Origin of the sequence: Rhodococcus sp. FH8 (assembly GCF_019266085.1) — a bacterium.
Classification (GTDB): Bacteria; Actinomycetota; Actinomycetes; order Mycobacteriales; family Mycobacteriaceae; genus Rhodococcus_F; species Rhodococcus_F qingshengii.
Window position 1 is genome coordinate 1,239,680 of the sequence record NZ_LPNQ01000057.1, and the last position, 21,475, is coordinate 1,261,154.

The 21,475-nt window shown below is 62.6% G+C and carries 23 protein-coding genes; 8 read left to right on the top strand and 15 right to left on the bottom strand.

Annotated elements, in window-relative coordinates; translation table 11 throughout:
- Positions 1–38: 38 nt before the first annotated feature.
- The 3 genes from ATN38_RS08670 to ATN38_RS08680 form a co-directional block, all read right to left on the bottom strand.
- A complete protein-coding gene (locus tag ATN38_RS08670) occupies positions 39–824 on the bottom strand; it encodes an alpha/beta fold hydrolase (protein ID WP_218747815.1) in 786 nt (261 codons plus the stop codon).
- Positions 825–907: 83 nt separating this feature from the next.
- Entirely contained in the window at positions 908–1,900 is a 993-nt protein-coding gene (locus ATN38_RS08675) for an ABC transporter substrate-binding protein (protein WP_007729992.1), read from the bottom strand.
- Positions 1,901–2,328: 428 nt separating this feature from the next.
- Complete coding sequence (locus ATN38_RS08680; RefSeq protein ID WP_003939783.1) at positions 2,329–2,967, bottom strand: DUF2461 domain-containing protein; 639 nt, start codon at positions 2,965–2,967, stop codon at positions 2,329–2,331.
- Between the two features lie 86 nt (positions 2,968–3,053).
- Here ATN38_RS08680 and ATN38_RS08685 point away from each other — a divergent pair, with 86 nt between their 5' ends.
- Positions 3,054–3,899, top strand: coding sequence for a mechanosensitive ion channel family protein (locus ATN38_RS08685; protein WP_003939801.1), 846 nt, complete (start codon positions 3,054–3,056; stop codon positions 3,897–3,899).
- Positions 3,900–3,993: 94 nt separating this feature from the next.
- Here the strand turns inward: ATN38_RS08685 and codB are convergent, their stop codons facing one another.
- Both codB and ATN38_RS08695 read right to left on the bottom strand, forming a co-directional pair.
- Positions 3,994–5,325 (bottom strand): cytosine permease, encoded by a 1,332-nt coding sequence (codB, locus tag ATN38_RS08690; RefSeq protein WP_058037944.1) that lies wholly within the window; start codon positions 5,323–5,325, stop codon positions 3,994–3,996.
- A complete protein-coding gene (locus tag ATN38_RS08695; RefSeq protein ID WP_003940577.1) occupies positions 5,322–5,786 on the bottom strand; it encodes a nucleoside deaminase in 465 nt (154 codons plus the stop codon). The genes codB and ATN38_RS08695 overlap by 4 nt, the downstream gene beginning before the upstream one ends.
- 175 nt (positions 5,787–5,961) lie before the next feature.
- On the opposite strand from ATN38_RS08695, the gene ATN38_RS08700 reads away from it, so the two are divergent.
- Positions 5,962–7,482: a PucR family transcriptional regulator gene (locus ATN38_RS08700; protein ID WP_228401375.1), complete on the top strand. Its 1,521-nt coding sequence runs from the start codon at positions 5,962–5,964 to the stop codon at positions 7,480–7,482.
- Between the two features lie 26 nt (positions 7,483–7,508).
- On the top strand, positions 7,509–8,153 hold the full coding sequence (locus ATN38_RS08705) for an SUMF1/EgtB/PvdO family nonheme iron enzyme (protein WP_172827041.1): 645 nt from the start codon (positions 7,509–7,511) through the stop codon (positions 8,151–8,153).
- On the opposite strand, the gene ATN38_RS08710 is transcribed toward ATN38_RS08705, so the two are convergent.
- Together ATN38_RS08710 and ATN38_RS08715 are read right to left on the bottom strand one after the other, a co-directional pair.
- Positions 8,136–8,711, bottom strand: coding sequence for an AAA family ATPase (locus ATN38_RS08710; RefSeq protein WP_050654565.1), 576 nt, complete (start codon positions 8,709–8,711; stop codon positions 8,136–8,138). The genes ATN38_RS08705 and ATN38_RS08710 overlap by 18 nt on opposite strands.
- A gap of 18 nt (positions 8,712–8,729) precedes the next feature.
- Positions 8,730–9,839 (bottom strand): DUF6670 family protein, encoded by a 1,110-nt coding sequence (locus ATN38_RS08715; protein WP_042447024.1) that lies wholly within the window; start codon positions 9,837–9,839, stop codon positions 8,730–8,732.
- 146 nt (positions 9,840–9,985) lie between these two features.
- Here ATN38_RS08715 and ATN38_RS08720 point away from each other — a divergent pair, with 146 nt between their 5' ends.
- Genes ATN38_RS08720 through ATN38_RS08730 form a run of 3 tightly spaced genes read left to right on the top strand, consistent with a single transcriptional unit; the run spans position 9,986 to position 12,259 of the window.
- Complete coding sequence (locus ATN38_RS08720; protein ID WP_019745522.1) at positions 9,986–10,828, top strand: alpha/beta hydrolase; 843 nt, start codon at positions 9,986–9,988, stop codon at positions 10,826–10,828.
- A 2-nt stretch (positions 10,829–10,830) separates the two neighbouring features.
- Positions 10,831–11,397, top strand: a complete 567-nt coding sequence (locus ATN38_RS08725) for an NTP transferase domain-containing protein (RefSeq protein WP_058037946.1) — start codon at positions 10,831–10,833, stop codon at positions 11,395–11,397.
- Between the two features lie 58 nt (positions 11,398–11,455).
- Complete coding sequence (locus ATN38_RS08730; protein ID WP_030536536.1) at positions 11,456–12,259, top strand: transglutaminase family protein; 804 nt, start codon at positions 11,456–11,458, stop codon at positions 12,257–12,259.
- Between the two features lie 6 nt (positions 12,260–12,265).
- Here the strand turns inward: ATN38_RS08730 and ATN38_RS08735 are convergent, their stop codons facing one another.
- The 5 genes from ATN38_RS08735 to ATN38_RS08755 all read right to left on the bottom strand — a co-directional run bounded on the left by ATN38_RS08735 (position 12,266) and on the right by ATN38_RS08755 (position 16,346).
- On the bottom strand, positions 12,266–13,237 hold the full coding sequence (locus ATN38_RS08735; protein WP_058037947.1) for an alpha/beta hydrolase: 972 nt from the start codon (positions 13,235–13,237) through the stop codon (positions 12,266–12,268).
- Positions 13,238–13,380: 143 nt separating this feature from the next.
- On the bottom strand, positions 13,381–13,818 hold the full coding sequence (locus tag ATN38_RS08740; RefSeq protein WP_007729979.1) for an SRPBCC family protein: 438 nt from the start codon (positions 13,816–13,818) through the stop codon (positions 13,381–13,383).
- 10 nt (positions 13,819–13,828) lie between these two features.
- On the bottom strand, positions 13,829–14,368 hold the full coding sequence (locus ATN38_RS08745) for a LiaF domain-containing protein (RefSeq protein ID WP_030536533.1): 540 nt from the start codon (positions 14,366–14,368) through the stop codon (positions 13,829–13,831).
- A gap of 46 nt (positions 14,369–14,414) precedes the next feature.
- Positions 14,415–14,945 (bottom strand): gluconokinase, encoded by a 531-nt coding sequence (locus ATN38_RS08750; RefSeq protein WP_030536532.1) that lies wholly within the window; start codon positions 14,943–14,945, stop codon positions 14,415–14,417.
- A 12-nt stretch (positions 14,946–14,957) separates the two neighbouring features.
- Complete coding sequence (locus ATN38_RS08755; RefSeq protein WP_003939838.1) at positions 14,958–16,346, bottom strand: GntP family permease; 1,389 nt, start codon at positions 16,344–16,346, stop codon at positions 14,958–14,960.
- A gap of 133 nt (positions 16,347–16,479) precedes the next feature.
- Here ATN38_RS08755 and ATN38_RS08760 point away from each other — a divergent pair, with 133 nt between their 5' ends.
- Positions 16,480–17,208, top strand: a complete 729-nt coding sequence (locus tag ATN38_RS08760; protein ID WP_047272025.1) for a FadR/GntR family transcriptional regulator — start codon at positions 16,480–16,482, stop codon at positions 17,206–17,208.
- 97 nt (positions 17,209–17,305) lie between these two features.
- Positions 17,306–18,313, top strand: coding sequence for an NAD(P)H-dependent glycerol-3-phosphate dehydrogenase (locus ATN38_RS08765; RefSeq protein ID WP_003940093.1), 1,008 nt, complete (start codon positions 17,306–17,308; stop codon positions 18,311–18,313).
- 54 nt (positions 18,314–18,367) lie between these two features.
- Here ATN38_RS08765 and ATN38_RS08770 read toward each other — a convergent pair whose 3' ends face one another.
- The 3 genes from ATN38_RS08770 to ATN38_RS08780 all read right to left on the bottom strand — a co-directional run bounded on the left by ATN38_RS08770 (position 18,368) and on the right by ATN38_RS08780 (position 21,281).
- Positions 18,368–19,204 carry an NAD(P)-dependent oxidoreductase gene (locus ATN38_RS08770; protein WP_218747817.1) on the bottom strand — a complete coding sequence of 279 codons (837 nt, stop codon included), beginning with the start codon at positions 19,202–19,204 and terminating at the stop codon, positions 18,368–18,370.
- Between the two features lie 173 nt (positions 19,205–19,377).
- Positions 19,378–20,097, bottom strand: a complete 720-nt coding sequence (locus ATN38_RS08775; protein WP_007729974.1) for a M50 family metallopeptidase — start codon at positions 20,095–20,097, stop codon at positions 19,378–19,380.
- Positions 20,094–21,281, bottom strand: a complete 1,188-nt coding sequence (locus ATN38_RS08780; RefSeq protein ID WP_007729973.1) for an ATP-binding protein — start codon at positions 21,279–21,281, stop codon at positions 20,094–20,096. The genes ATN38_RS08775 and ATN38_RS08780 overlap by 4 nt, the downstream gene beginning before the upstream one ends.
- Positions 21,282–21,475 lie beyond the last annotated feature (194 nt).

Sequence of the window (21,475 nt, forward strand, 5' to 3'; positions counted from 1 at the left end):
TCAACCCTAGGTTGACGATCGTCTTCGCCGCCCAGTGCTCAGCCGGAAAAGAATTCACGCAGAGCCGGGACAATAGCGTCGTCGGCGACGCCGTGGCCCTGACCGGGGATCTCCAAAGTCTTTGTCCCCGAGACTTTTGCAGCGATTCTCGTCGCCGAGGCAGGTGCCCATTGACCACTGTCACCGCCGTACATGACCAACGTGGGGACGGTAATGGAGGCAAGCCAGTCGAGCGACTGACAGCCGTGATCACACACAGCGACGTCGTAAGGCAAGGTGTGCGCGATGGCGCACATGTCGGGCCAATCGGCACTCCGCTTGATCTCGTCGACCATCTCCGCGGATGCACCGGTCAGATCCAGAAAACGCGTCACAGCACCTTCCCTGTCGCCGCCCGCAATCAATCGCTCCAGGTCACTTTGGGCAGTCTCGTCACGCTGGTCGTCGTCCATGTACGGCGCCTCGTAGACGGCGAGCTTACGCATCGGAACGGCCTGCGCAGCGGCCTCCAAAGCCAGCGCGGCACCCGACGACAATCCGTAAACGAGCGGTGTTTCACCGGTGGCAGCGACGACCGCCCGCAAGTCCTCCACCTCGGCGTCGATCGAGAACGCGCGACTGTCACCGCTCTCCCCGCGTCCGCGCCTGTCGTACGAGTACACCGTGAAGTCCGCCGCCAACTCTGCAGCCAGGGAATCGAACCATCCGCGGTCGCAGAACGCTCCGGCGACCAGGACCACTGCTGGTCCGGCACCGGAGCGTTCGTATGCGATGGTCGTACCGTCGCGGGATTGCACTACCGCTGGGGATTGCTCTGTTTGCACGTCGATCTCCTCAGGTCTGGTCAATGCCTACCTGATTAGACCGCCCGCGTTACCGAAACTCATCGGTCCGGTCGGCAGAGGCTTCAGCTGATCTTGTTGTACAGGGCATCCCAACCCTGTGCCACGTACGAAATCGTGTAGATCGAACCGTAGAACGTAGAGCCACCCAGACTGGTGACGTTGCCCGCCTGCACTGCCGGGAGTCGCTGCCACAGCTTGCTCGCCACCAATGCCTGGTACGCGGCACTGTCCTCGTTCTCGGTGATCATGAAGCCGTCGACGCCGGCCAGCACGTCGAGGCCTTCGAGGCTGACGCCGCCCTCGGGATCGAGCCCCTCCGAGGTGGCGGTTTTGCCACCGATGTCGCCGAGCGTCATGTCGCTGGGCTTGTCGCCCTTCTCGGAGGTACGGATGCTCGTGACGTACAGCGTGTTCGTGTCCGGCATGAACGAGACACTGGCGACGGTCTTGGACGCAATCTTCTCGGCATGACGACTGCGGATGTCGGAAATCAGATTGTCGTAGTCGAGCGTCAATCGATCGAGTGTGGCCGTTCGACCGAGCCAGCCCGACAACCGCGAGAGGTTTGTGCGCCAGTCGTCGGTGAACTCTGTCGTCAGAACCGGTGCGATGGTGGACATCTCGGCCACCGGCCACCACTCGCTCTCGTAGTTCAGGCACACGATCAGGTCGGGCTCGAGCGCCAAGATCTGCTCGCGGTTGGGGATCTCCGACAGGAACGGTACCGACGAATCGATAGGCACCCACGGTGTCGCCTGGGCGTACGTGTAGCCGACGAGCGGAAGTTCCAGCGCTACAGCAGGTTCCAGATCGAGCCGCGAGTCGATCGCGACAACCCTCTTCGGATTGACAGGAATGTCGTACGTTCCGAGAGGTGTCGTCACAGAACGCATTTCGGTTTCACCCGAACTGCTCCCGCTGTCACCGCAGGCCGCCAGGAACGCGCCCAGCCCGGCGATTCCGGCACCGAAGCCGAACTGCCGACGTGTGAGGTCCGAAACGAGGCGGTTGTCGGAGTAGCCCTCGGGAAGCAAGAGCGTGGATTGAGCGGGCATGCGTGTCGAACCTCCAAAAGAAATGAATCATCCACTGTTGCGAGCGGATAAGGATGCCCTAACAGCGTACGCAGGGAGGGTCGTCGCGATCGGCCCAGAAATAGTCGAATCAGGCCAATTCGCACCCCTTACTTGTCGAGTTTGCGCATCTCGACGAAGTAGACCGCACTGAACGCGAGGTAGGTGCCGACGATTCCGAGGACCGAGATGATCAGGACGAGAGCGAGAAACATAGCCATGATGGTCTCCACTGACACGGGTTGTTCACGATGTCGATCGAGAGAAAATGGCTTCGAACTGCGGCGCTGCGACTCGAAGCGGGGCCGAAACTTTCGGTTACACACACCACGCTAGCCCCAGGCGTCTCGAGTTTTGATGAACTCGAGGTGAACTCTCCTACGGCTACGTCACACTTTTCTGTCGGACGGTCAGTTCGGTCCGAGCACCTGTCCGGACCATTCGACCAAAGGCGTCAGTGCGCGCCACGCTGTGCGAACTTCCTTCAATGTCCTGGCGCTGTCCAGCCACGACGGGCTTGGGTAACTACGACCAGCAGTCAGCGACTTGTGACGCAGCAATTCGATCCGCGGGTGATCGACCGTGTATCCGCGAGGCGCCGTCTTGAGCTTGTCGCCGCCGATCGTGAATCCGGCCTTCTCGACGGAGGCCAGGATCTTCTCGAGCTCCGGCCCTCGAACGTCGTCGTCGACAGCCGCACGATAACGCGCGATGGTCTCCGAACTGCTGGCGTAGAAACCACCGGCCACCATCAACCCTGCCGCGTCGATCTGCACGTAGTAGCCACAGCTCTCGGCGAGACCGACGAACGCTCCCTGGTGCGTCTTGTACGGGATCTTGTCCTTCGAGAATCGAACGTCACGATACGGCCGAAAGAGCTTGGCCGTGCCGAATTCGTCCTCCAACGCCGCGGTCAACGACGCCATCGGACGACGAACCACTTCGTCGTACGTCTCCTTGTGCGCTGCCCACCAGGTCTTGCTGTTGTCGGCTTCCAGGTCTTCGTAGAAGTCGAGTGCAGCAACGGGTATGCCAGTGAACGCAGCCATGGCGTAAGCCTAGCTGCCTGTTCGGCTTTGGACCGTCTGCCCTGCACCGATGCCCGGATCGGCCCGAATCCGTAGACTGCATGGAGATGATTTCCGAAATACAAGCATGGGAACTGACCGATACCAACCGAGACTGGTTGATTCACCGACCCGTCGAGATCGCGATCTACGTGGCACTCGCAGTCGTTCTGCGCTTCGCACTGCACCGCGGGATCGATCGAATGTCGAAGCCTCGCAAGTCTCCGAACGCCAAGGTGAACGAGCGCAGATCGCAGCGAGCCCGGACCATCGGTTCGGTACTCAAATCGACGGTGTCCATCGTCATCCTGGTCTGGTGTGTGCTGCAGATTCTCGGCATCCTCGGGATCAACGTCGCGCCGTTCATCGCATCCGCCGGAGTCATCGGCCTTGCCATCGGTTTCGGTGCACAAAACCTGGTGCGTGACTTCCTCTCCGGCATCTTCATGTTGCTCGAGGATCAGTACGGTGTCGGCGACGTCGTTGATCTCGGCGACGCGGTCGGCACCGTCGAAACAGTGGGCCTGCGCGTCACCACGATTCGAGATGTCAACGGCACCTTGTGGTATTGCCGCAACGGCGAAATCCTGCGAGTGGGCAACATGAGTCAGGGTTACGCCACTGCAGTTCTCGATCTCCCGATCGCCCACAATGCGAACGTGCACAAAGCGTGTGAGGTGGCGACGCGAGCTGTCCTCGAGGCGGCGGAGTCCGAACCGATCAGGGCGGACATGATCGACAAGCCGGAGATGCTGGGAGTCAATTCGGTTACTGCCGAGGCAATTACCATTCGAGTGACGGCGCAGGTCAAGCCTGGGCGCCAATGGGCAGTCCAGCGCGCATTTGCGCGCTCGGCGCTGACTGCGTTCGAAGAGCAGGGAATCGAGGCGCCGTACCTGCCTGTTCTGCGATGACGGTTGAGACCGAAGCGTCTGCCCTTTCCATCAAGTACGCGAGCCCCCGGCGCGGTCGATACCGCCGGGGGCTCGCTGGTGCCTGAAGCACGATTCAGACGGTGGAGGTCGAGACCTCCCGATCTGCCGAGCTGTTGCCAAACACCCGGTGCAGGAACATCGTCAGAGCAATTGCTACGACGATGCCGATCAGCGGCGGGATTCCCACCTCGAACTCACCGGAAAGCCAAGCGAGGAACGCTGCGACGGCATAGACGGCCAGGTTTCGCCAGTGGACCGGCTGCGGGGTGTACCCCTCGGGTATGCCTCGCCGCCACCGGCACAGGAAGTCAGCGATGATCACGCCGCCCAATGGCGGGATGAAAGTTCCGAGCAGACTCAGGTAGTCGACCAGATGGTTGTGCACACCGGTCAGAGCGAGCGCCGTGCCGATCACACATCCACCGATGACGAACGGGGTCTTGCGAGGCTTTCTGAACAGTTCGGCACCGGCCACTCCGAAGGCGTATGCGGTGTCTGCGTTGCTCTTCCAGAGGTTTCCGAACAGCAAGACCAGGCCCCAGCCGACAAGCCCGAGGTTGTAGAGGATCAACACGAAGTCACCCTCGTGGAACGTGATGGCTCCGATGGCGCCGAACAGGATCATCAATCCGTTTCCGAGGAGGAACCCGATAACGCAGGCCCACACCGCTTGTGATCCGGAGCGAGCAAATCTGGTCCAGTTGGGCGCTTGCGTTCCCGCCGATACAAACGTGCCGACGACAGTGGTGATTGCGAGCGCGATCGTCATGGTCGTCTGCGGTTGAACCGAGACCAGGCCGGAGAATCCACCGACCTCTTCGAGGGACCGGAACACGACCCAGCAGGCCAACGCCAGGATCAAGGGCGTCGAGACGAGCGAAACCCAGTACATTCCGCGGTAGCCGTAGCAGGCGGTGACGCACATCAAGATGCTCGCCGCGATCATCACCGACGCCCTGGCGAGGTAGGAATCCCAGCCCAGCGCCTGGGCGGTGAGATCGCCGATCGTGCCGATGATGACTCCGTACCAGCCGATCTGAGTACCGCCCAGCAGGATCGAAGCGAGCTTGGACCCGCGAGTGCCGAAACTGTAGCGCGCCATCACAACTGTTGTCAGTCCGGTTCGAGCTCCGACGAACCCCATCATGGCGACGTAAACCCCCAAGATGGCGGATCCGGCGGCGATCACCACCATCAGTTTCCAGAACGAGAACGCGGTACCGAGCGCTGCTCCGGCCAACATCGTCGGTGTGAAGATGGTGAACCCCAACAACACCACCGCGAGCGAGAAGAACGGCTTTCGTGCATGAAGCGGAACCGGAGTAACGGGATAGTCAGGATCGACCGGGGGGCCTGCGCTCTCCGAATCGCCTGCGACCGTGGCAGGTTCGACGGCGCTGCTCATACAACTTCGCCGATGTCTTCGAGCCACAGGCTCGGGCGCTCGGCCAGCATGCGGTCCATCAGTGCCACACACTCCGCGTCGTCGACGACGTCGACCTGAATTCCGCTGCTGCGCAACCATTCCTCCGATGCCTCGAAGGAACGATTTTCGCCGACCACGATTCGAGGGATCTCGTACAGGCGCGCCGTTCCGGCGCACATGAAGCACGGCGACAAAGTCGTGTAGAGGACACACTCGCGATACACCGAGGCCGGCAGTCGTCCGGCGCGCTCGATGCAGTCGGTCTCTCCATGACGGATGGCGCTGTTCATCTGGACCCGACGGTTACGTCCGACTGCGAGAACCTCGCCCCGGTGAATCAGCGCCGCGCCGATCGGCACGCCGCCCTCCTCCCAACCGATCTTCGCCTGTTCGATCGCAAGTCCGAGAAAATACTCATCGGTGTGTGCCGGATGATTCATGTGCGCTCCTGGAGTCTGACCAAAATCGTCGATTGTGGCTCGTGTCACAATCCGACCACGGTGGTAACAGCCCGACAAGGGACAACCTGTCAGTTCGGCAGAACTAGCTCTATGACGAAGTGCCCCCTCGGCGGACGATATAGAAATGCTCCCGACTCTGCGACAAGTTCTTGCGATGCCCTCGTTCAAGGCCGCCGCAATCGAGGTGCTCGCGGGCGACATCGATACCGCGGTGGTCCGCTGGGTCCATTCGTCCGAGGTGTACGAGATGGGTGGGCTGCTGTCCGGAGGTGAGGTCCTTCTGACCACGGGCCTCGGTCTGCACGGGCGATCTCCCGAGCAGCTCACCGCCTACATCGACCAATTGGCGGACGCGGGATGCGTCGCACTCGCGATGGAAGTCGGGCGCTCGTTCCTCACGGCCCCTCCCGAACTCGTCGAAGCTTCGCGCCGACGGGGACTCGCGTTCTTGGCCCTGCACGCAGTAGTGCCCTTCGAGCGGATGGTCGAAGACTTTCACGACCTCATGCTCCGCCGCACTCTCGGTTCGGCGCAAGCGGGCGAGCCTGTCTGGCAAGAACTTCTGAGTCTCGTGGTTGCAGGCCAGGGCATGACCGCGCTGCTCGACAAGGTGTCACGACTCGCGGGGTGCGGCGTCGATCTGCTCGACGCGGATGGCAGAACCGTCGAGCGCAGCACAACCGGCGCAGAGCGATCCGAGACCGAACGCACTATCCACGACGTACGCGGCCCGACGAACTCACTCGGTCGACTTGTCCTGTGCGGGCCGGCAACCACACGCCGAACCGCCGTCGCAAACTGCGCCGCCGTCGCGGTAGCTCTGGAACTCGGCCGTCACGGCGATCTCGGCCCAAGACAGTCACTCGCCCAATCGGTGATCACCGACGTGGTGGGCGGTGTGCTCACATCGCACGGCGACTTGTCCGAGCGACTGACAGCGGCCGGGTGGACGCCGTTGTCGGAGGGGCACCACGTCCTCGTCGCCGCTGTCGACATCGATCGGCAAACCCCGGTTCGAGAGCTCGCTGACCAAGTACGCGACGCCGTGCGGGCCGTGCTCGGCTCCTGTGTCGTCGGGACTGCGGCCAATCACGTCATCGTGCTCGCGCACGGGTGGGCGTCCGCATCCCCCGCTCGAGTGCGGACTGCGTTCACCGAAGCCGACGAGCTGCTACGCCGCGGGCCGGGCGGTTCCGCGGTACGCACGCTCGGAGTGGCGACGCCGGTCGCGGATCTGTCGGGCGTCGGGGCTGCGGTCGCGCAAGCTCGTGAAGTCGTCCAGATCGCGCGGCGCTTCGGCTCCCGGACCGGAGTGATCCTCGCGAGGGACGTCGGCGTCCAACGACTGCTCGCCGCCGGAACGACACCCGCTTCGCTGTCCGTGTTCGTAACCGAGCAACTCGGTTCGCTGATCGCATACGACACAGCACATTCCGCCGATCTCGTCCGAACGCTCGACGCGTACCTCGCACATCGGGGCGGCAAGGCGAGAACCGCGGATTTCCTCGGCATTCGGCGTCAGTCGCTTTATGCACGGCTCACGCGTATCGAGAAGCTGATGGGTGTTTCCCTCGACGATCCGGCACAGGTGGTCTGCCTCGGGCTTGCGCTGACCGCATGGCGCATGCGCACCGGCCTTGATCCACAAGCAGCGTTCGAGCGTCTCCCCGGGTGAGCGACAACCTCTGCGATGATGAACGAATGACCGGAGCAGCGGAGTTGATGATCGAGATCCCTGCCGGCGAGGTGCACCTTCGGGACGACCGCAAAGGTACTGCGTGGACCTCGAAAGTCGAATCCTTCCGCCTCGCACGCCATCTCACCACCAGGGCGCTGCTTCACGGAGATTCCTCGGACGATTCGAGCAAACCAGCGGTCGACCTTTCATGGAAGGACGCCATCGCAACCTGCAACACACTTTCGGTCGCGGACGGTCTGACACCCGCATATCGAGACGTCGACACCGATTCTCCGCAGTGGGACCGGGGCGCAACTGGCTACCGGCTCGCCACCGAGGCTGAGTGGCAGTACGCATGCAAGGCCGGCACCTCCGGCTACCGCTACGGCGAGATCGACGAGATTGCCTGGTACAGCGACAATTCAGAGGGTAGAGCGCATCCCGTCGGAACCAAGACACCCAACAACTGGGGCCTGTACGACATGATCGGCAATGTCTGGGAATGGTGCTGGGATCTCTACGACCCCGAGGTTTACGGCACGTACCGGATCTTCCGCGGCGGCAGTTGGGCCGAAAGTGAGCGCGGTTGCGGCGCTACCGTAAGGAGGCGAAGCCACCCGACACTTGCTATCGACGACTTGGGATTTCGCCTAGCTCAGACGATCTGAGGGCAGACGGCCGAGGACTTCGAGCACAGCCTCGATCTCTTCTCGACTGCGCAGCCGAACTATCGGCAACGACGGCACATCGACAAGGACCGTGGCCATACGCCCGACGTTGCGTCCGTCGCTTCGCCAGGCCCAGCGCACCACGTGATCCGGATCGAACAGAATGGTGTGCAGTGGCGGCTCCATGTTGCGATTCCACAACACCTCTCGATGCAATCGCCGACGCACGGTTCGTGTGATCACCTGGCGCATCACCGTCCGCCGAGGCAGATCCAACCACAGCATCAGGTCCGCACGCTCGGCCAGAAGCTCACGCACCGCACCGTACTGCCACTCGGTCACCCAGGCCGGCTCGCTGGAAAAGCGTCGTACTTCGGTTTCGAAACTGTCGAGCGGAATCCAGCCGGGCCCGTGGAACAGCGAGTCCAGCTCAGTGTGTTCGATCTCGAGAAGCCGCCCGATTCGACCGGCGAGAGTCGTCTTTCCGGCACCGGAAGTCCCCGCGACAAGGATCTTCTGCGGACGAATCGTCAGCGCGGCGGGGTCTACGAAAGGCACCGATACACCCTAGGGGCCTTACACTTCGCAGTCCACCCATTCGATGTAACCGGTGCCGTTGATCGACGCACCGTCGAAGCTTCCCCGGTAGGTATACGCGCCGACGTATCCCTTGCCGTGACCGTAGCGCCACTCCGAGTCGATCTCGGCCTCGAACTCCACGACCGTCCTGCCGTGATCGCGTACCTGCCAACGCAGTACGCGCGGCACACGCATCTCGCGACCCTGTGGGTCGACGTGCAATGCGTCGGCGTACTCGAGCACGTCGAACTCGACGTCGTCGAAGACCTTCGCACTACCGTCGACAGTCCGAATGTAGGCGAGCTTGCACGCCGTAACCCCTGACGCTCGAACATCGGTGAGCAACAACTGATGCCGGTCGTCCAGTTGAACGATCTGGTAGGTGAAAAAGTCGGCCGGGAGCTTCCACGACTCGGGAAGCGCGCGGCGAGTCAACGATTGCGGTGTCATGCACCGCGCGTACTCGACGGTGCACGGAGCCGAAATACTCACCGGTCCATCCGGACTCGCAATTGTTCCGGAGCACTGTGCCAGCAGACTGACGTGGTCGTAGACGGGATTACGCACGAACCACGACGCTTGGTCCGTTGCCACGATCTCGAGATCGACGTCGAATGAGTCGTATCGCCCGGTGACACGGAAGTTCGGATAGCTGTTCTCGATGATCAGGTTGTCACCGAAGGCGATTCGCGAACCATCTTCTTCGAATGCACACTCATCGGCAGCGTCGTACGCCCGGTAGAAGTGATGGCCCGGCGCTGCGGTGGAACTCAGCACGGTTGCGGTGTTTCGCGCGTCTGGTGCAGCGAGATAGTCGTTGTCGAACACCACCGTCCCGGTTGCACCGATCAACGTCATGGTGTTGAGGTAACGGAGAGGCCCTGGCAGCCGGGGAACGAAGATCCCGTAGTGCGTCCACGCGAACTTCCGCGAAGCCAGGTGCGGACGCATCATGTCGGGCCGATCGAACGGGCGTACCGATTCCGCCATTCGCTTGTCGATCAGCGGTAGCGCGCCGTCCAGCAAGGCCCGAACCGCGGGTCGCCACAATCGGCGCGAGCGGGTGGCGGGAACAGGGTCGGAACGATCAACGGTTTGTCCGGTCACGCCCCTAAGTTAATGTAACCAGACGTAACAAACAAGTGTCGAATTTTCCTCGACGACCTCACACCCTGAACACCCGCGCCCTGCGCACGCGGCGAATAGCATGTGAGAATCCGCGTACCGGAACCGGTCGCAGAGAGGGCGCAACATTGCAGCACGAAGAGTCGTCGTTCACCGGAGTGGCCGGCACCAAGATCGTCTACGACGTGTGGACACCGGACCGCGAACCCACCGGGGTTCTCGTCCTGTGCCACGGACTCGGCGAACACGCGAGGCGCTACGACCATGTTGCTGCGCGGCTCGGGGAACTCGGGCTCATCGTGTACGCACCCGACCATCGCGGGCACGGACGCTCTGGCGGCAAGCGCGTTCACCTCAAGGAATTCTCCGACTTCACCGACGACGTCCACACGTTGTTCTCGATCGTGACGGCGGCACATCCCGGCAAGGACAAGTTCCTGCTCGGGCACAGCATGGGCGGCGCGATCGCCCTTTCCTACGCCCTCGACCATCAGGCCGATCTCAAAGCCCTCGCCCTGTCCGGACCTGCGGTGATCATCGCAACCGGCACTCCGAAGATCGTGATGCAGCTGGGCAAGATCGTCGGCAAATACCTCCCGGACGTGCCCGTCGAGAACCTGGAAGCTGCTGCCGTATCGCGTGATCAGAAGGTCGTCGACAAGTACAACGCCGACCCGCTGGTTCACCACGGCAAGGTTCCCGCCGGCATCGCGCGCGGCATGATCACCGCCGCGGAAGGCTTCCCGGCGCGCCTGCCCTCGCTCACCATTCCCGTACTGCTTCAACACGGCTCGGACGACCGTTTGACGGACCCGGCCGGCAGCAAGCTCGTCGCAGATCTGGCCGGCTCTTCGGATGTGACCTTGAAGGTGTACGACGGCCTGTACCACGAGATCTTCAACGAGCCTGAGCAGGAAGAAGTTCTGAACGATCTGATCGAGTGGCTGCGTCCGCGGGTCACCGGAGCATAGTCATGTCTACGTGCGGGATCCTGCTGGCGGCCGGGGTCGGATCCCGCATGGGCAAGCCCAAAGCGCTCGTCACAAACGCCGAGGGTCAGTCTTGGCTCCACCACGGGGTGACGACACTGCAGTCCGCAGGCCTCTCACCGGTCATCGTGGTCCTCGGCGCGCAGGCAGAGGACGCCCTCGAACTACTGCCCACCACCGATGTCATTGTGGTGATATCGGATTGGCAACACGGAATGAGCGCGTCACTGCGCTGCGGACTCGAGGCCGCCATGCGAATCGACGACGCAGATGCGGCAGCGATCTCTCTGGTCGACGTCCCGGACCTCAACGCCGACACCGTGACGCGGATCGTGGGTCACAGCTCCCCATCACGAAACATACTGCGAAGAGCTGTCTTTCACGGCCGTCCCGGCCATCCCGTCCTGATCGGACGCGACCACTGGCCGACGCTTGCAAAGTCACTCACCGGGGACGGCGGCGCCAACACCTACCTACGCGAACACGGGGTCGAGTTGGTGGAGTGCAGCGACCTCAGCAGCGGCGTCGACGTCGACTACCCCGAAGCCTGATCGCACGTCACAATCCTCCCAGGTGGTGGGTGTCCGTATTCGGTGTAAAGATGGCCCGATGAAACGTACAGTCGCCGCCCTGCTCGACATCGAGATCGACGAGGCGACCAACCTGGAGTTCAAGATCGCGGTGACGCGCGCGCCGGGTGTCGAACTGCTGGAAACGATGTCGTTCGTCCATGACGGCAATCCGCTCGAACCCCGCGAGATCACCGCCGAACACGGTACCCGGATTCACCTACTCGACTGTGCCCCAGGCAAACTGATCGTCAGCTACGACGCAACCGTCATCGGCCGCGCAGAACCGGCGTCGGTCAGCGACTACGACGTGTCGAAATATCTGCGCCCCAGCCGGTATGCCGAGGCCGACAAGTTCTTCGGTTTTGTCGCCGGGCAATTCGATCTCGCCACTCCCCCGGCCGAACTCCTCCTCGAAGTCACTCGCTGGGTGAGTACACATTTGAGTTATGTTCCCGGCACCAGTCGCGGCACCGACAGTGCGGTCGACACCTTGCTCGCCGGCGCCGGAGTGTGCCGCGACTACTCGCACCTGACCATCTCACTGCTGCGCGCCGTGGGGATTCCCGCTCGACTGGTGGCCGTCTACGCGCCGGGCTGCGATCCGATGGATTTTCACGCCGTAGTCGAAGCCAATATCGACCACGTCTGGCGCGTGGTCGATGCAACGCAATTGGCGCCGCGCAGCAATCTTGTGCGCATCTCGACCGGCCGAGATGCCGCAGACACAGCCTTCCTCGACAATCACGGCGGTTCGATCACGTTGCACGCCTCGGAAGTTCGCGCAGTCGTCGACGGCGTTCTCGACAACGACGACTACGCAACACTCACATCGATCGGCTGAAAAGCGTCAGGCGCTGATCTGGTTCTGCGAGGCCATCGTTCGCTCGAGGAACTTGATCGTGAGATCGACGATCGCCTTCCCCTCCCGAAGAGCTTTCCCGATCACCGGGAAAGCATGGATCTGCCCACTCCAGATGTGCGTTTCGACGGCTTGTCCTGCCTTGATCAAGTTTTCGGTCATGATCTCGACGTCCGGACGCATCAGTTCGTATTCGGCGGACACCAGGAACGACGGCGGAATCAGACTGGCGTCGGCGTTGATCGGCGACTGCGCACCAGGAATCTCGTCCGGCCCCTCGAGCCACCGGTCCTTGAGCTTTTCCACCTGTGACATCGGTAGGTAGGCATCACGTTTCATGAAATCGGGATCATGGTCCTCGAGGTTCACGTTGAGAAGAGGGGAATATCCCACCACGGCAGCGGGCCGCGTGATTCCGCGCAGTGCGGTAATTTCGGCGACCTTCATGGCCAGGTATCCGCCCGCCGAGTCACCGGCAACCACAATCTTGTTCGGGTCTTCGGCTGTCTCGAGCAACGCGGTGTACGCGGCCATTGCGTCCTTGACGGAGGTGCCGATGGAACCTTCCGGCAGCTGGCGGTAGCGCACGGAGATCACCGGTACTCCGGCCTTCGCAGAGAGCAAACCGCACAGTGCCCGGTGCGTTGCCAGACCGCAGAAGACGAATCCCCCTCCGTGGAAGTAGAGGATCGTGGCGCCGGCCAACTCGCCCTGCGCTTTGCGTGGATGCTGCACCTTCTCGCTGGGCACACCCCCCAGCGTGAAAGGCTCGATATCGAGGTTCTTCGGCTTCGGCAGTTTGTCCGCCATCGCATCGAGTCGCTCGAGTTGGCGGATACCACGTTCGGTGGTCGGCCAAAGGGTGAACATCGGCTTCACGAACGTCCTGGTCAGGCAGAAGATAACCCGCGCTCGCGGACTCACGTTCCAATGCCATACCGTCGAATTTCGCGTCCGCATAGCGTCCTCCCAGGTCAAGCCGTTTTGTGCATTTGAGTTACACATACTTGTCGGCTGCTGATGTGAACGATAACTGACGCTGCGTCAAAATGACACGACGGGTATGGATCAATTGCTCGAGCGTGTGCAAGTTCTGGTCGCGATCACGGCCGGGAGAGATATGCGCACAGTCCGCGGTGCCCTCCACGCATCATCGCTTCATGATTCCACTCGAACAGCGGCTTCGCGACCTTCGCGGCCAGACCAAGCGCTCCGGACACCGCTACCTGTTGCCGAAATTCGGCTGTGCAACCAGATCCAGCGGGGCGCACCGCCCAGCTACTCCACCCTGTCATTGCGCCGGTGAGACGCACTTTCAGAAAGCGGTCAACTGAGTCTTCCACCTCGCGTCGCCCGAAGACCAGCAGCGTCAGAGGGACAGCGCTGCGGATGGACATGGAGCCTGAATGCTCGTCGATCGTCCCGACTCGGCGTATCTGAGGCCACCACTGCGAATACCGTTCGGCATCCGCGAGAACCTCGTAGACGCGGTCAGCAGAGGCAGGAAGCGTCCAGACGCTGTGGAAGTCGAAGTCGGTCACGGCGTCCGAGCTAGCCGGTACGCACGGTGAGATCGCCGAACAACGAATACGCGACGACACGAATAACCGGTGCACCTGGGCCGGGATCCTGTCGACCCCCGTCGAATTCCCGATCTCCGAAAAGGTCGAAGCCACCCAACTCGACTGAAACACCCTCCGGAACCCGCAGCCTCGTGTCCCCGAAGATCGACACGATGGTGATCGTCGAGGAGGACGCTGTGATGGTTGCCGATCGCAGATCGAACTTGACGTCCCCGAACAACAGCAGAGCGAGTGTCTTTTTCGCCAAAGACCAACGGCCGGAGCGCTTCGTGTCACCGAAGACACCGACGATCGTTGCTTGCGGCGGCGACACCACAGCAGGTGGTGCCGCACTGAACGGCACGATCTGCTCGAGCTGCCCTCGATCTGCGGTGGGCGACCACACCACTGCCGCCTTGTCCGAGTACTCCTCGAGGGTCAAACGCCCCTCACCCACCGCGACTTCCAGACGCGCTTGGGCATCGACACGCAATTGATCGACGTCGTGGCCTTCTTCAGCAGCAGTCACCCAAGCACCGTAACCCGAACCTCGGGTGCTTACACGCCGGGCTTGCTCAGTATTCGAATGTCTCCACGCGTCGCAGGATCTCCTCCGCGATCTTGGCGGGACTCCCGCCCACGTCGACGACGATGGCCTGTTCGTCCGGGTCGACGGCCTCGAGTGTCGAGATCTGGGAGTCGAGCAGCGAGGCGGGCATGTAGTGATCGAGGCGAGCGGTCAATCGCTGGCCGATCTGATCCCGCGAACCGGCGAGGTGCACGAACACGACGTGCTCACCGCGAAGCACGTCGCGGTAGCTGCGCTTGAGTGCCGAACACGTGACGATGCCCGGCTGACCGGCGTCGGTATGGCTCTTGATCCAGACGGCGATCTTGTCGAGCCAGGGCCAGCGGTCTTCGTCGTTCAACGGATGCCCGGTCGCCATCTTGTCGATGTTCGCCTGCGGGTGGAGATCGTCGCCTTCTTGAAGGTCCCAACCCATCGCTCCGGCGAGCATGCCGCCGACCGTCGACTTTCCCGAACCCGAGACACCCATCAGGACGAGCACGGGATACTGCTTCTGCTGTGCCGCTTCGGTGTTCATGTGCTCGCCTACCTAGATGAATGCGCTCAACACGAGCACTCCGGCCAGGCCCGATACCGAGATGATGCATTCCATCACGGTCCAGGTCTTGAGGTTCTGTACCACGCTGACGCCCAGATACTCCTTCACCAACCAGAATCCGGCGTCGTTGACGTGCGAGAGGAAGAGCGAGCCCGCACCGATCGCCAAGACCATCAGCGAGACATGTGCGGACGAGAGGTCTGCCGCAACCGGAGCGAGGATGCCCGACGCCGTCACCGTTGCCACCGTTGCCGAACCTGTTGCGACGCGGATCAATACCGCTACCAGCCAGGCCAGGAACAGCACGGGGAGGCTGCTGCCCTTGATCGCGTCGGCGATCACTCCGGCGATACCGGTGTCGATCAGGACCTGCTTGAAACCACCACCGGCGCCGACGATCAACAAGATGCCTGCGATGGGAGGTAGGGAACTCTCGAGTGACTTCGAGATGGCCTTGCGGTCCATTCCGCCGCCGCGACCCAGCAGCACCATACCGACCAGAACCGCGAGACCCAAAGCCACAACGGGTGTTCCGAGGAAGTCGAGGACGGACTTGGGGAGTGCCTCGGAATCGGGTGCGATCACGTCTGCAAATGCTTTGCCCAGCATGAGAACAACCGGCAGGAGGATCGCTGCGAGGGTAGCCGCGAACGAGGGCCGCTGCTTCTTCTCTTCCTCGCCTCGATCTTCGCCTGTGACAAAAAGATCCGGGACCTTCACGTCGACCCACCGCGCGGCGTACTTACTGAAGACCGGTCCGGCGAGAACAACCGTGGGGATCGCGACGAGGACACCGAGAGCGAGGGTGAGGCCGAGGTTTGCGTTCAAAGCCGAGACGGCAACCAGTGGCCCGGGGTGCGGCGGAACCAAACCGTGCATGGCCGAGAGGCCGGCGAGGGTGGGGATCGCGATGCGCATCAGGGACAAGCCGGAACGCCGCGCGACGAGGATGATGACCGGCATCAACAGGACGAGACCGATTTCGAAGAACATCGGCAGACCGATCACTGCGCCGACCAGAGCCATGGTCCACGGAAGCGCCTTGGTGCTGGAACGGCCGACCAGCGTGTCGACCACTCGGTCGGCACCGCCGGAATCGGCGAGGAGTTTGCCGAACATCGCGCCGAAACCGATCAGGATTCCAACGCTTCCCATTGTCGACCCGAAGCCTGTGGCGAACGCCGCGACCGACTCGGCCGATCCGAGGCCGGCCGCCAGACCGACGCCCACCGCGCCGATGGACAGCGCGAGGAAGGGATGCAGGTCCAGCCAGGTGATCAACGCGATGATGACCGCGACGCCGGCGACTGCAGCGATGATCAATCGTGCGTCGCTACCAGCGGGGACGACCTCGGCCGCCAGCAATGCTGTGGTGTTCATAGGGACTCCCAGTCCGATGAGTGATTGAGGTCACTGTTCCTTAATTAACCTACAATTTCAAGAGCAGACACTAATTTGTAGTATTTATTCGGCTTCCACCGGGCTTACTCCATACGCATGGGACGATCTACGTATGCCTTCTGTCCCGTTTCAGCAGTTACACGACTCGATGCTGGAACAGCTCGGCCAAGACATAGTCGGTGGTGTGCTCGCTCCGGGAACCACGATCTCCGCCGACGAGGTGGCAACGCGATACGACGTGTCGCGAACCGTCATCCGCGAAGTTGTCCGCGTTCTCGAATCCCTCGGACTCGCCTCGGTTCGTCGACGCGTCGGAATCACCATCCTGGGCTCCGAACACTGGAACTCGCTCGACCCCAATGTCATCCGCTGGCAACTGGCCGGTCCTGATCGGTTCGAGCAACTTTCGATCCTCAGTGAACTCCGTTCCGGCATCGAACCTCTGGCTGCGCGACTGGCCGCAACTCGCGCCACACCTGAGCAGTGCGGCGCTCTCACTGCAGCCGTCATCGGCATGTCAGCTACCTCGCGCGCTGCCGATACCGACGCATATCTCGGCCATGATTCCGACTTTCACCGCACACTGCTCGCCGCTTCCGGCAACCCGATGCTGCGGGCGATGTCGCAGATCGTCGTCGAGATACTCGAAGGCCGCACCCGCCACTCGTTGATGCCCCACGAGGCCGACCCCGAAGCGATTCACCTGCACGGAGTGGTCGCATCTGCTATTCAGGCCGGGGACGCCGACGCCGCGGAAGCCGCCATGCGCTCGATCGTCGCGGAATCCGCAGAAGCGGTCGAAACAATGCGCGAAAGCCCCGAACCGCCGCCTCATCTGTAAGTCGAGCCACAGACTCGGCGGAATTGGCCCGCAACTGCTCCGCAAGTGGAACGCTTGGCGCCATGACAGCACTCGCTACCCAGAACAGCGCACTCTGATGGCCCGCCCGGTACGCGTCGTCGTCCTCGGTGCCGGATCGTGGGGAACCACGGTGGCCGGCCTCGCCGCCCGCAACACCCCGACCCTGTTGTGGGCACGCAATTCCGAAGCAGCCGACGAGATCAATTCGCAACGGACCAACTCCAAATACCTTGGTGAGCGCAAACTTCCCAAGGGGCTCAAGGCAACCTCGGATCTGGTCGAAGCCGCCCGCGAAGCGGACGTACTCGTATGCGGGGTGCCATCGCACGCCGTTCGCTCCACCCTCGCCGAGATCGCCAACGAGGTTCGGGCGTGGGTCCCGGTGTTGTCGCTGTCCAAGGGTCTCGAGCCCGGCACCCGGCAGCGCCCCACCGAAGTGATCGCCGAGTGCCTGCCCGGCCATCCCGTCGGATTGCTCGCGGGCCCCAACATCGCCAAGGAGATCGTCGACGGCATGGCCGCGGCATCGGTCGTGGCCACCCAGGACGATCGCGTCGCCGCCGCGCTGCAACCCCTGTTCGCGTCGTCGGTCTTCCGCGTCTACCGCAACACCGACGTGCTCGGCTGCGAACTCGGCGGCATCCTCAAGAACATCGTTGCCATCGCCTCGGGCATGGCCGACGGTCTGGGAGTCGGTGACAACACTCGTGCGATGGTGCTCGCACGTGGTCTCGCCGAGATGACCCGACTCGGTGAAGCGATGGGCGCCAACCCGCGCACCTTTGCCGGCCTCACGGGCGTCGGCGATCTGATTGCCACCTGCATGGCTCCGACTTCTCGGAACCGTCGCGTCGGCGAAGCTCTGGCGCAGGGATTGACCGTCGAGGAGGCGGTCGCCAAGCTCGGTCAGGTCGCCGAGGGCGTCAAGACCGCCCCCACTGTCATGGATCTGGCCCGTGAATACGGCGTCGACATGCCGATTGCCGCGGAGGTCGAGGCCGTCATCGGCGGTCGCCAAAGTGCCAGCGACGCATATCGCGGACTTCAGAAGGTTGCCCCGGGCGGCGAGCACGAAGTGGCGTGAGGAAGATCTACAGGTATCTAGCGATTTGGCAAGATACCTGTAGATCGCCCGAGATCACGAAATTGGAGCGTCGACGAAGATGTCGATCGCCAACGGTGACCGACCGCCGTACTGCGAGAAATCCGAGATCCCCGCCTCGCGCAAGATCTCGACGTCGAGCACTGTACGACCGGTATCCGTGCCGGCGGGACGCCCGAGAATCTCGACAGCCGCATCGGCCATGATCTCGGGTGAACGCGAGTGCTCGATACTGTCGTCTCCCCCGAGCAGGTTTCCGACAGCGGCCGTGGCGATCATGGTCTCCGGCCACAGGCAATTACTCGAAATCGGTGCACCTGAATACTCTGCGGCGATGCCCAAGGCCGCCAATGTCATTCCGTATTTGGCCAGCATGTAGCCCGGATGAGCACCCAACCAGTGCGGCGAAAAGTTGAGCGGCGGCGACAGCGTCAACACGTGCGCGTTGGCCGAAACCTGAAGGTACGGAAGGCAGGCGCGGGTGAGCGCGAATGTGCCACGGACGTTGACCTGCTGCATCAGATCGAATCGCTTCATCGCGAGATCTTCGGTTTTCGAGATGTCGAGGACGCTCGCGTTGTTGACCACGATGTCGATGCCACCGAAGTGCTCTACCGCTGCAGCCACGGCCCGCGCGATGTCGTCGTCGTTCCTCACGTCGCCGACGACCGGAACGGCATGACCCTCGAGCTCGTTCAACTCGTCCACAGCCGTGTGGACAGTTCCGGGCAGCCTGGGATCCGGCGTATCGGTCTTGGCGAGCAACACGATATTTCCGCCGCGGCGCGCTATCGCACGGGCGATGGCAAGTCCGATGCCACGGCTTCCCCCGGACATGATCGCGGTTCGTCCGCGGAAGTTCTTGTCGTCCAAAACGAATCCTTGTCATCGTCGACGGTCTTCGTCGCTGCGGATGTGGCCGCGGGAAGTCCCGGCACGACCACTCGTCGACTTCCACGATATGAGCGCCTTCACGCGATGACTACGGCCGCGGAGCATCAACAATCGTTGATCCATTGTCCCGTCAGGACAACTGATCAATGCGGTCAGCCACCCACCGGGCGCAGGATCCACCATCCGCCGAGCACGAGCACCGCGACGTTCACGAGCAGGAACAAACCGACCCAGACGATCGCGGGTATCGGTGAGAGCCTGGCCAATTGGTCGGCGTCCGAGTCCGGTGCCCCGCCTCGCCGCATTCGCTGCCGTTGAAGTTCCACGACCGGGCGCGGTCCGGCAAAGAGCAGGAAGAGCGTCAGGAAGTACGCTGCGGCCACTTGCTGCTCCTGGGTCCCCCACCAGACGAGCCCGAACAACACGGCTCCCACGACTGCAAGTGAGAAGACTCCGTAGAGGTTTCGGATCAGGACCATCATCACCGCGATGACGAATACGCCGATCCACAGCACCGAGACCGCACGCTGCGCGCCCAACAACCCGGCCGCGCCGAGTCCGAGAATCGACGGTCCGACGTACCCCGCGAACGTCATCAGAATGACGCCGAAGCCGGTCGGTTTGCCCGACGAAATCGCGACACCCGACGTATCCGAATGCAGGCGAAGACCTTTCAACCGTCGGCCGACCAGGACGGCGACGATCAGATGAGCGCCCTCGTGTGCGATGGTGACGACGTTGCGGGCGATCCGCCACAGGTGTGGTTCGAGAACGATGATCACGGCGATCAACGCGGCCAGTTGAACCACCCACACCGGCGGATTGGGACTGAGCGCCGCCACCCGATCCCACGCGGTTTCGAGCGCGTTCACTCCGCTTGTCCGCGCAGGTATCGGCCGAAGTGCGGGACCGTGAATCCGATGGATCCACGTTCTGCCGAATAGATCAGCCCCTTCTTGATCAGTCCATCCCGTGCCGGCGACAGGGAAGCCGGTTTGCGCCCCAACTCGACGGCGATCTTCGCGGTTGCGACGGGCCCGTCGTCACCGGCGAGATCGGCCATGGCGCGCATGTACTCACGCTCCGCGGGCGTTGCTCGCTCGTACCGCGATCCGAAGAAACCGACAGCGAGTTCTTCCTCAGCCGTCGGCGCGCCGACGCGCACGTCTTCTGCCGTGATCGGACTCGACGCCGCCACATCCCACGTGGCTTTTCCGTAGGCCTGAACGAAGTACGGGTACCCGTCAGCCGCTTCGTACAGAGCGTCGAGCGCGGATTCGGTGAACTCGACGTCCTCACGCTCGGCAGGTGCAATCAGCGCCTGATCTGCAGCTTCACGCTCGAGGCGGTCGATCCGGTGGTAGCTGAACAGGCGCTCCGAGTAGCTTTTCGACGCCGACAGCACAGCAGGCAGATGCGGAAGCCCCGCCCCGACGACGATCAGCGGTGCCGCGTCCTGACTCAACTCGTGGCAGGCCCCGCAGATCGCCGAGACATCCGCTGCTCCGAGGTCCTGCATCTCGTCGATGAAGATGGCGATCCCGACGCCGACATCCCTGGCCAGCGACGACGCATCGAGCAGCAACTCGACGAGGTCGATCTCGATGTCGCCGCTGTCTGCCCGACCTTTGATCGCGGGTGCATCGATGCCTGGCTGCCAGCGCTCGCGCATTCCCTTGTCCGCAGTGGCGCGTAGGGCAAACGATTTGAGGACTCCGAGGAACTGCTCGACCCGCTCCGGATCGCGATGGGAGACCGCGATCTCTCGGACTGCCATGTGGAGCGCTGACGAGAGTGGGCGTCGTAAATCCTGATCGGGGCGCGCCTCGATCTTGCCTGTCCCCCAGCTTCGGGAGATCGCGGCCGAACGCAACTGATTGAGCAGGACGGTCTTGCCGACGCCACGCAATCCGGTGAGGACAACACTTCGTTCCGGGCGGCCACGCGCAATTCGCTCGAGAACGACGTCGAAGGCGTCGATCTGCTTGTCGCGCCCGGCGAGTTCCGGCGGGCGTTGACCGGCACCGGGGGCATACGGATTGCGCACGGGGTCCATGCCCATCGACGGTACAAGCAGGGTAGACGAATATCCCGCTCTCTAGCGCGTGTCCTAGAGAGAACTAGGAACCGCAATATCGGCGCTACCTCGTCGAGCTCTCCCTCGACCGGAACCAAACCAGGGCCGGGCTACATGAGGGCCAGCGCTCCTAGTCTTGTTTCCCTGTACGCGTACGACGAAACCGGTGGCGT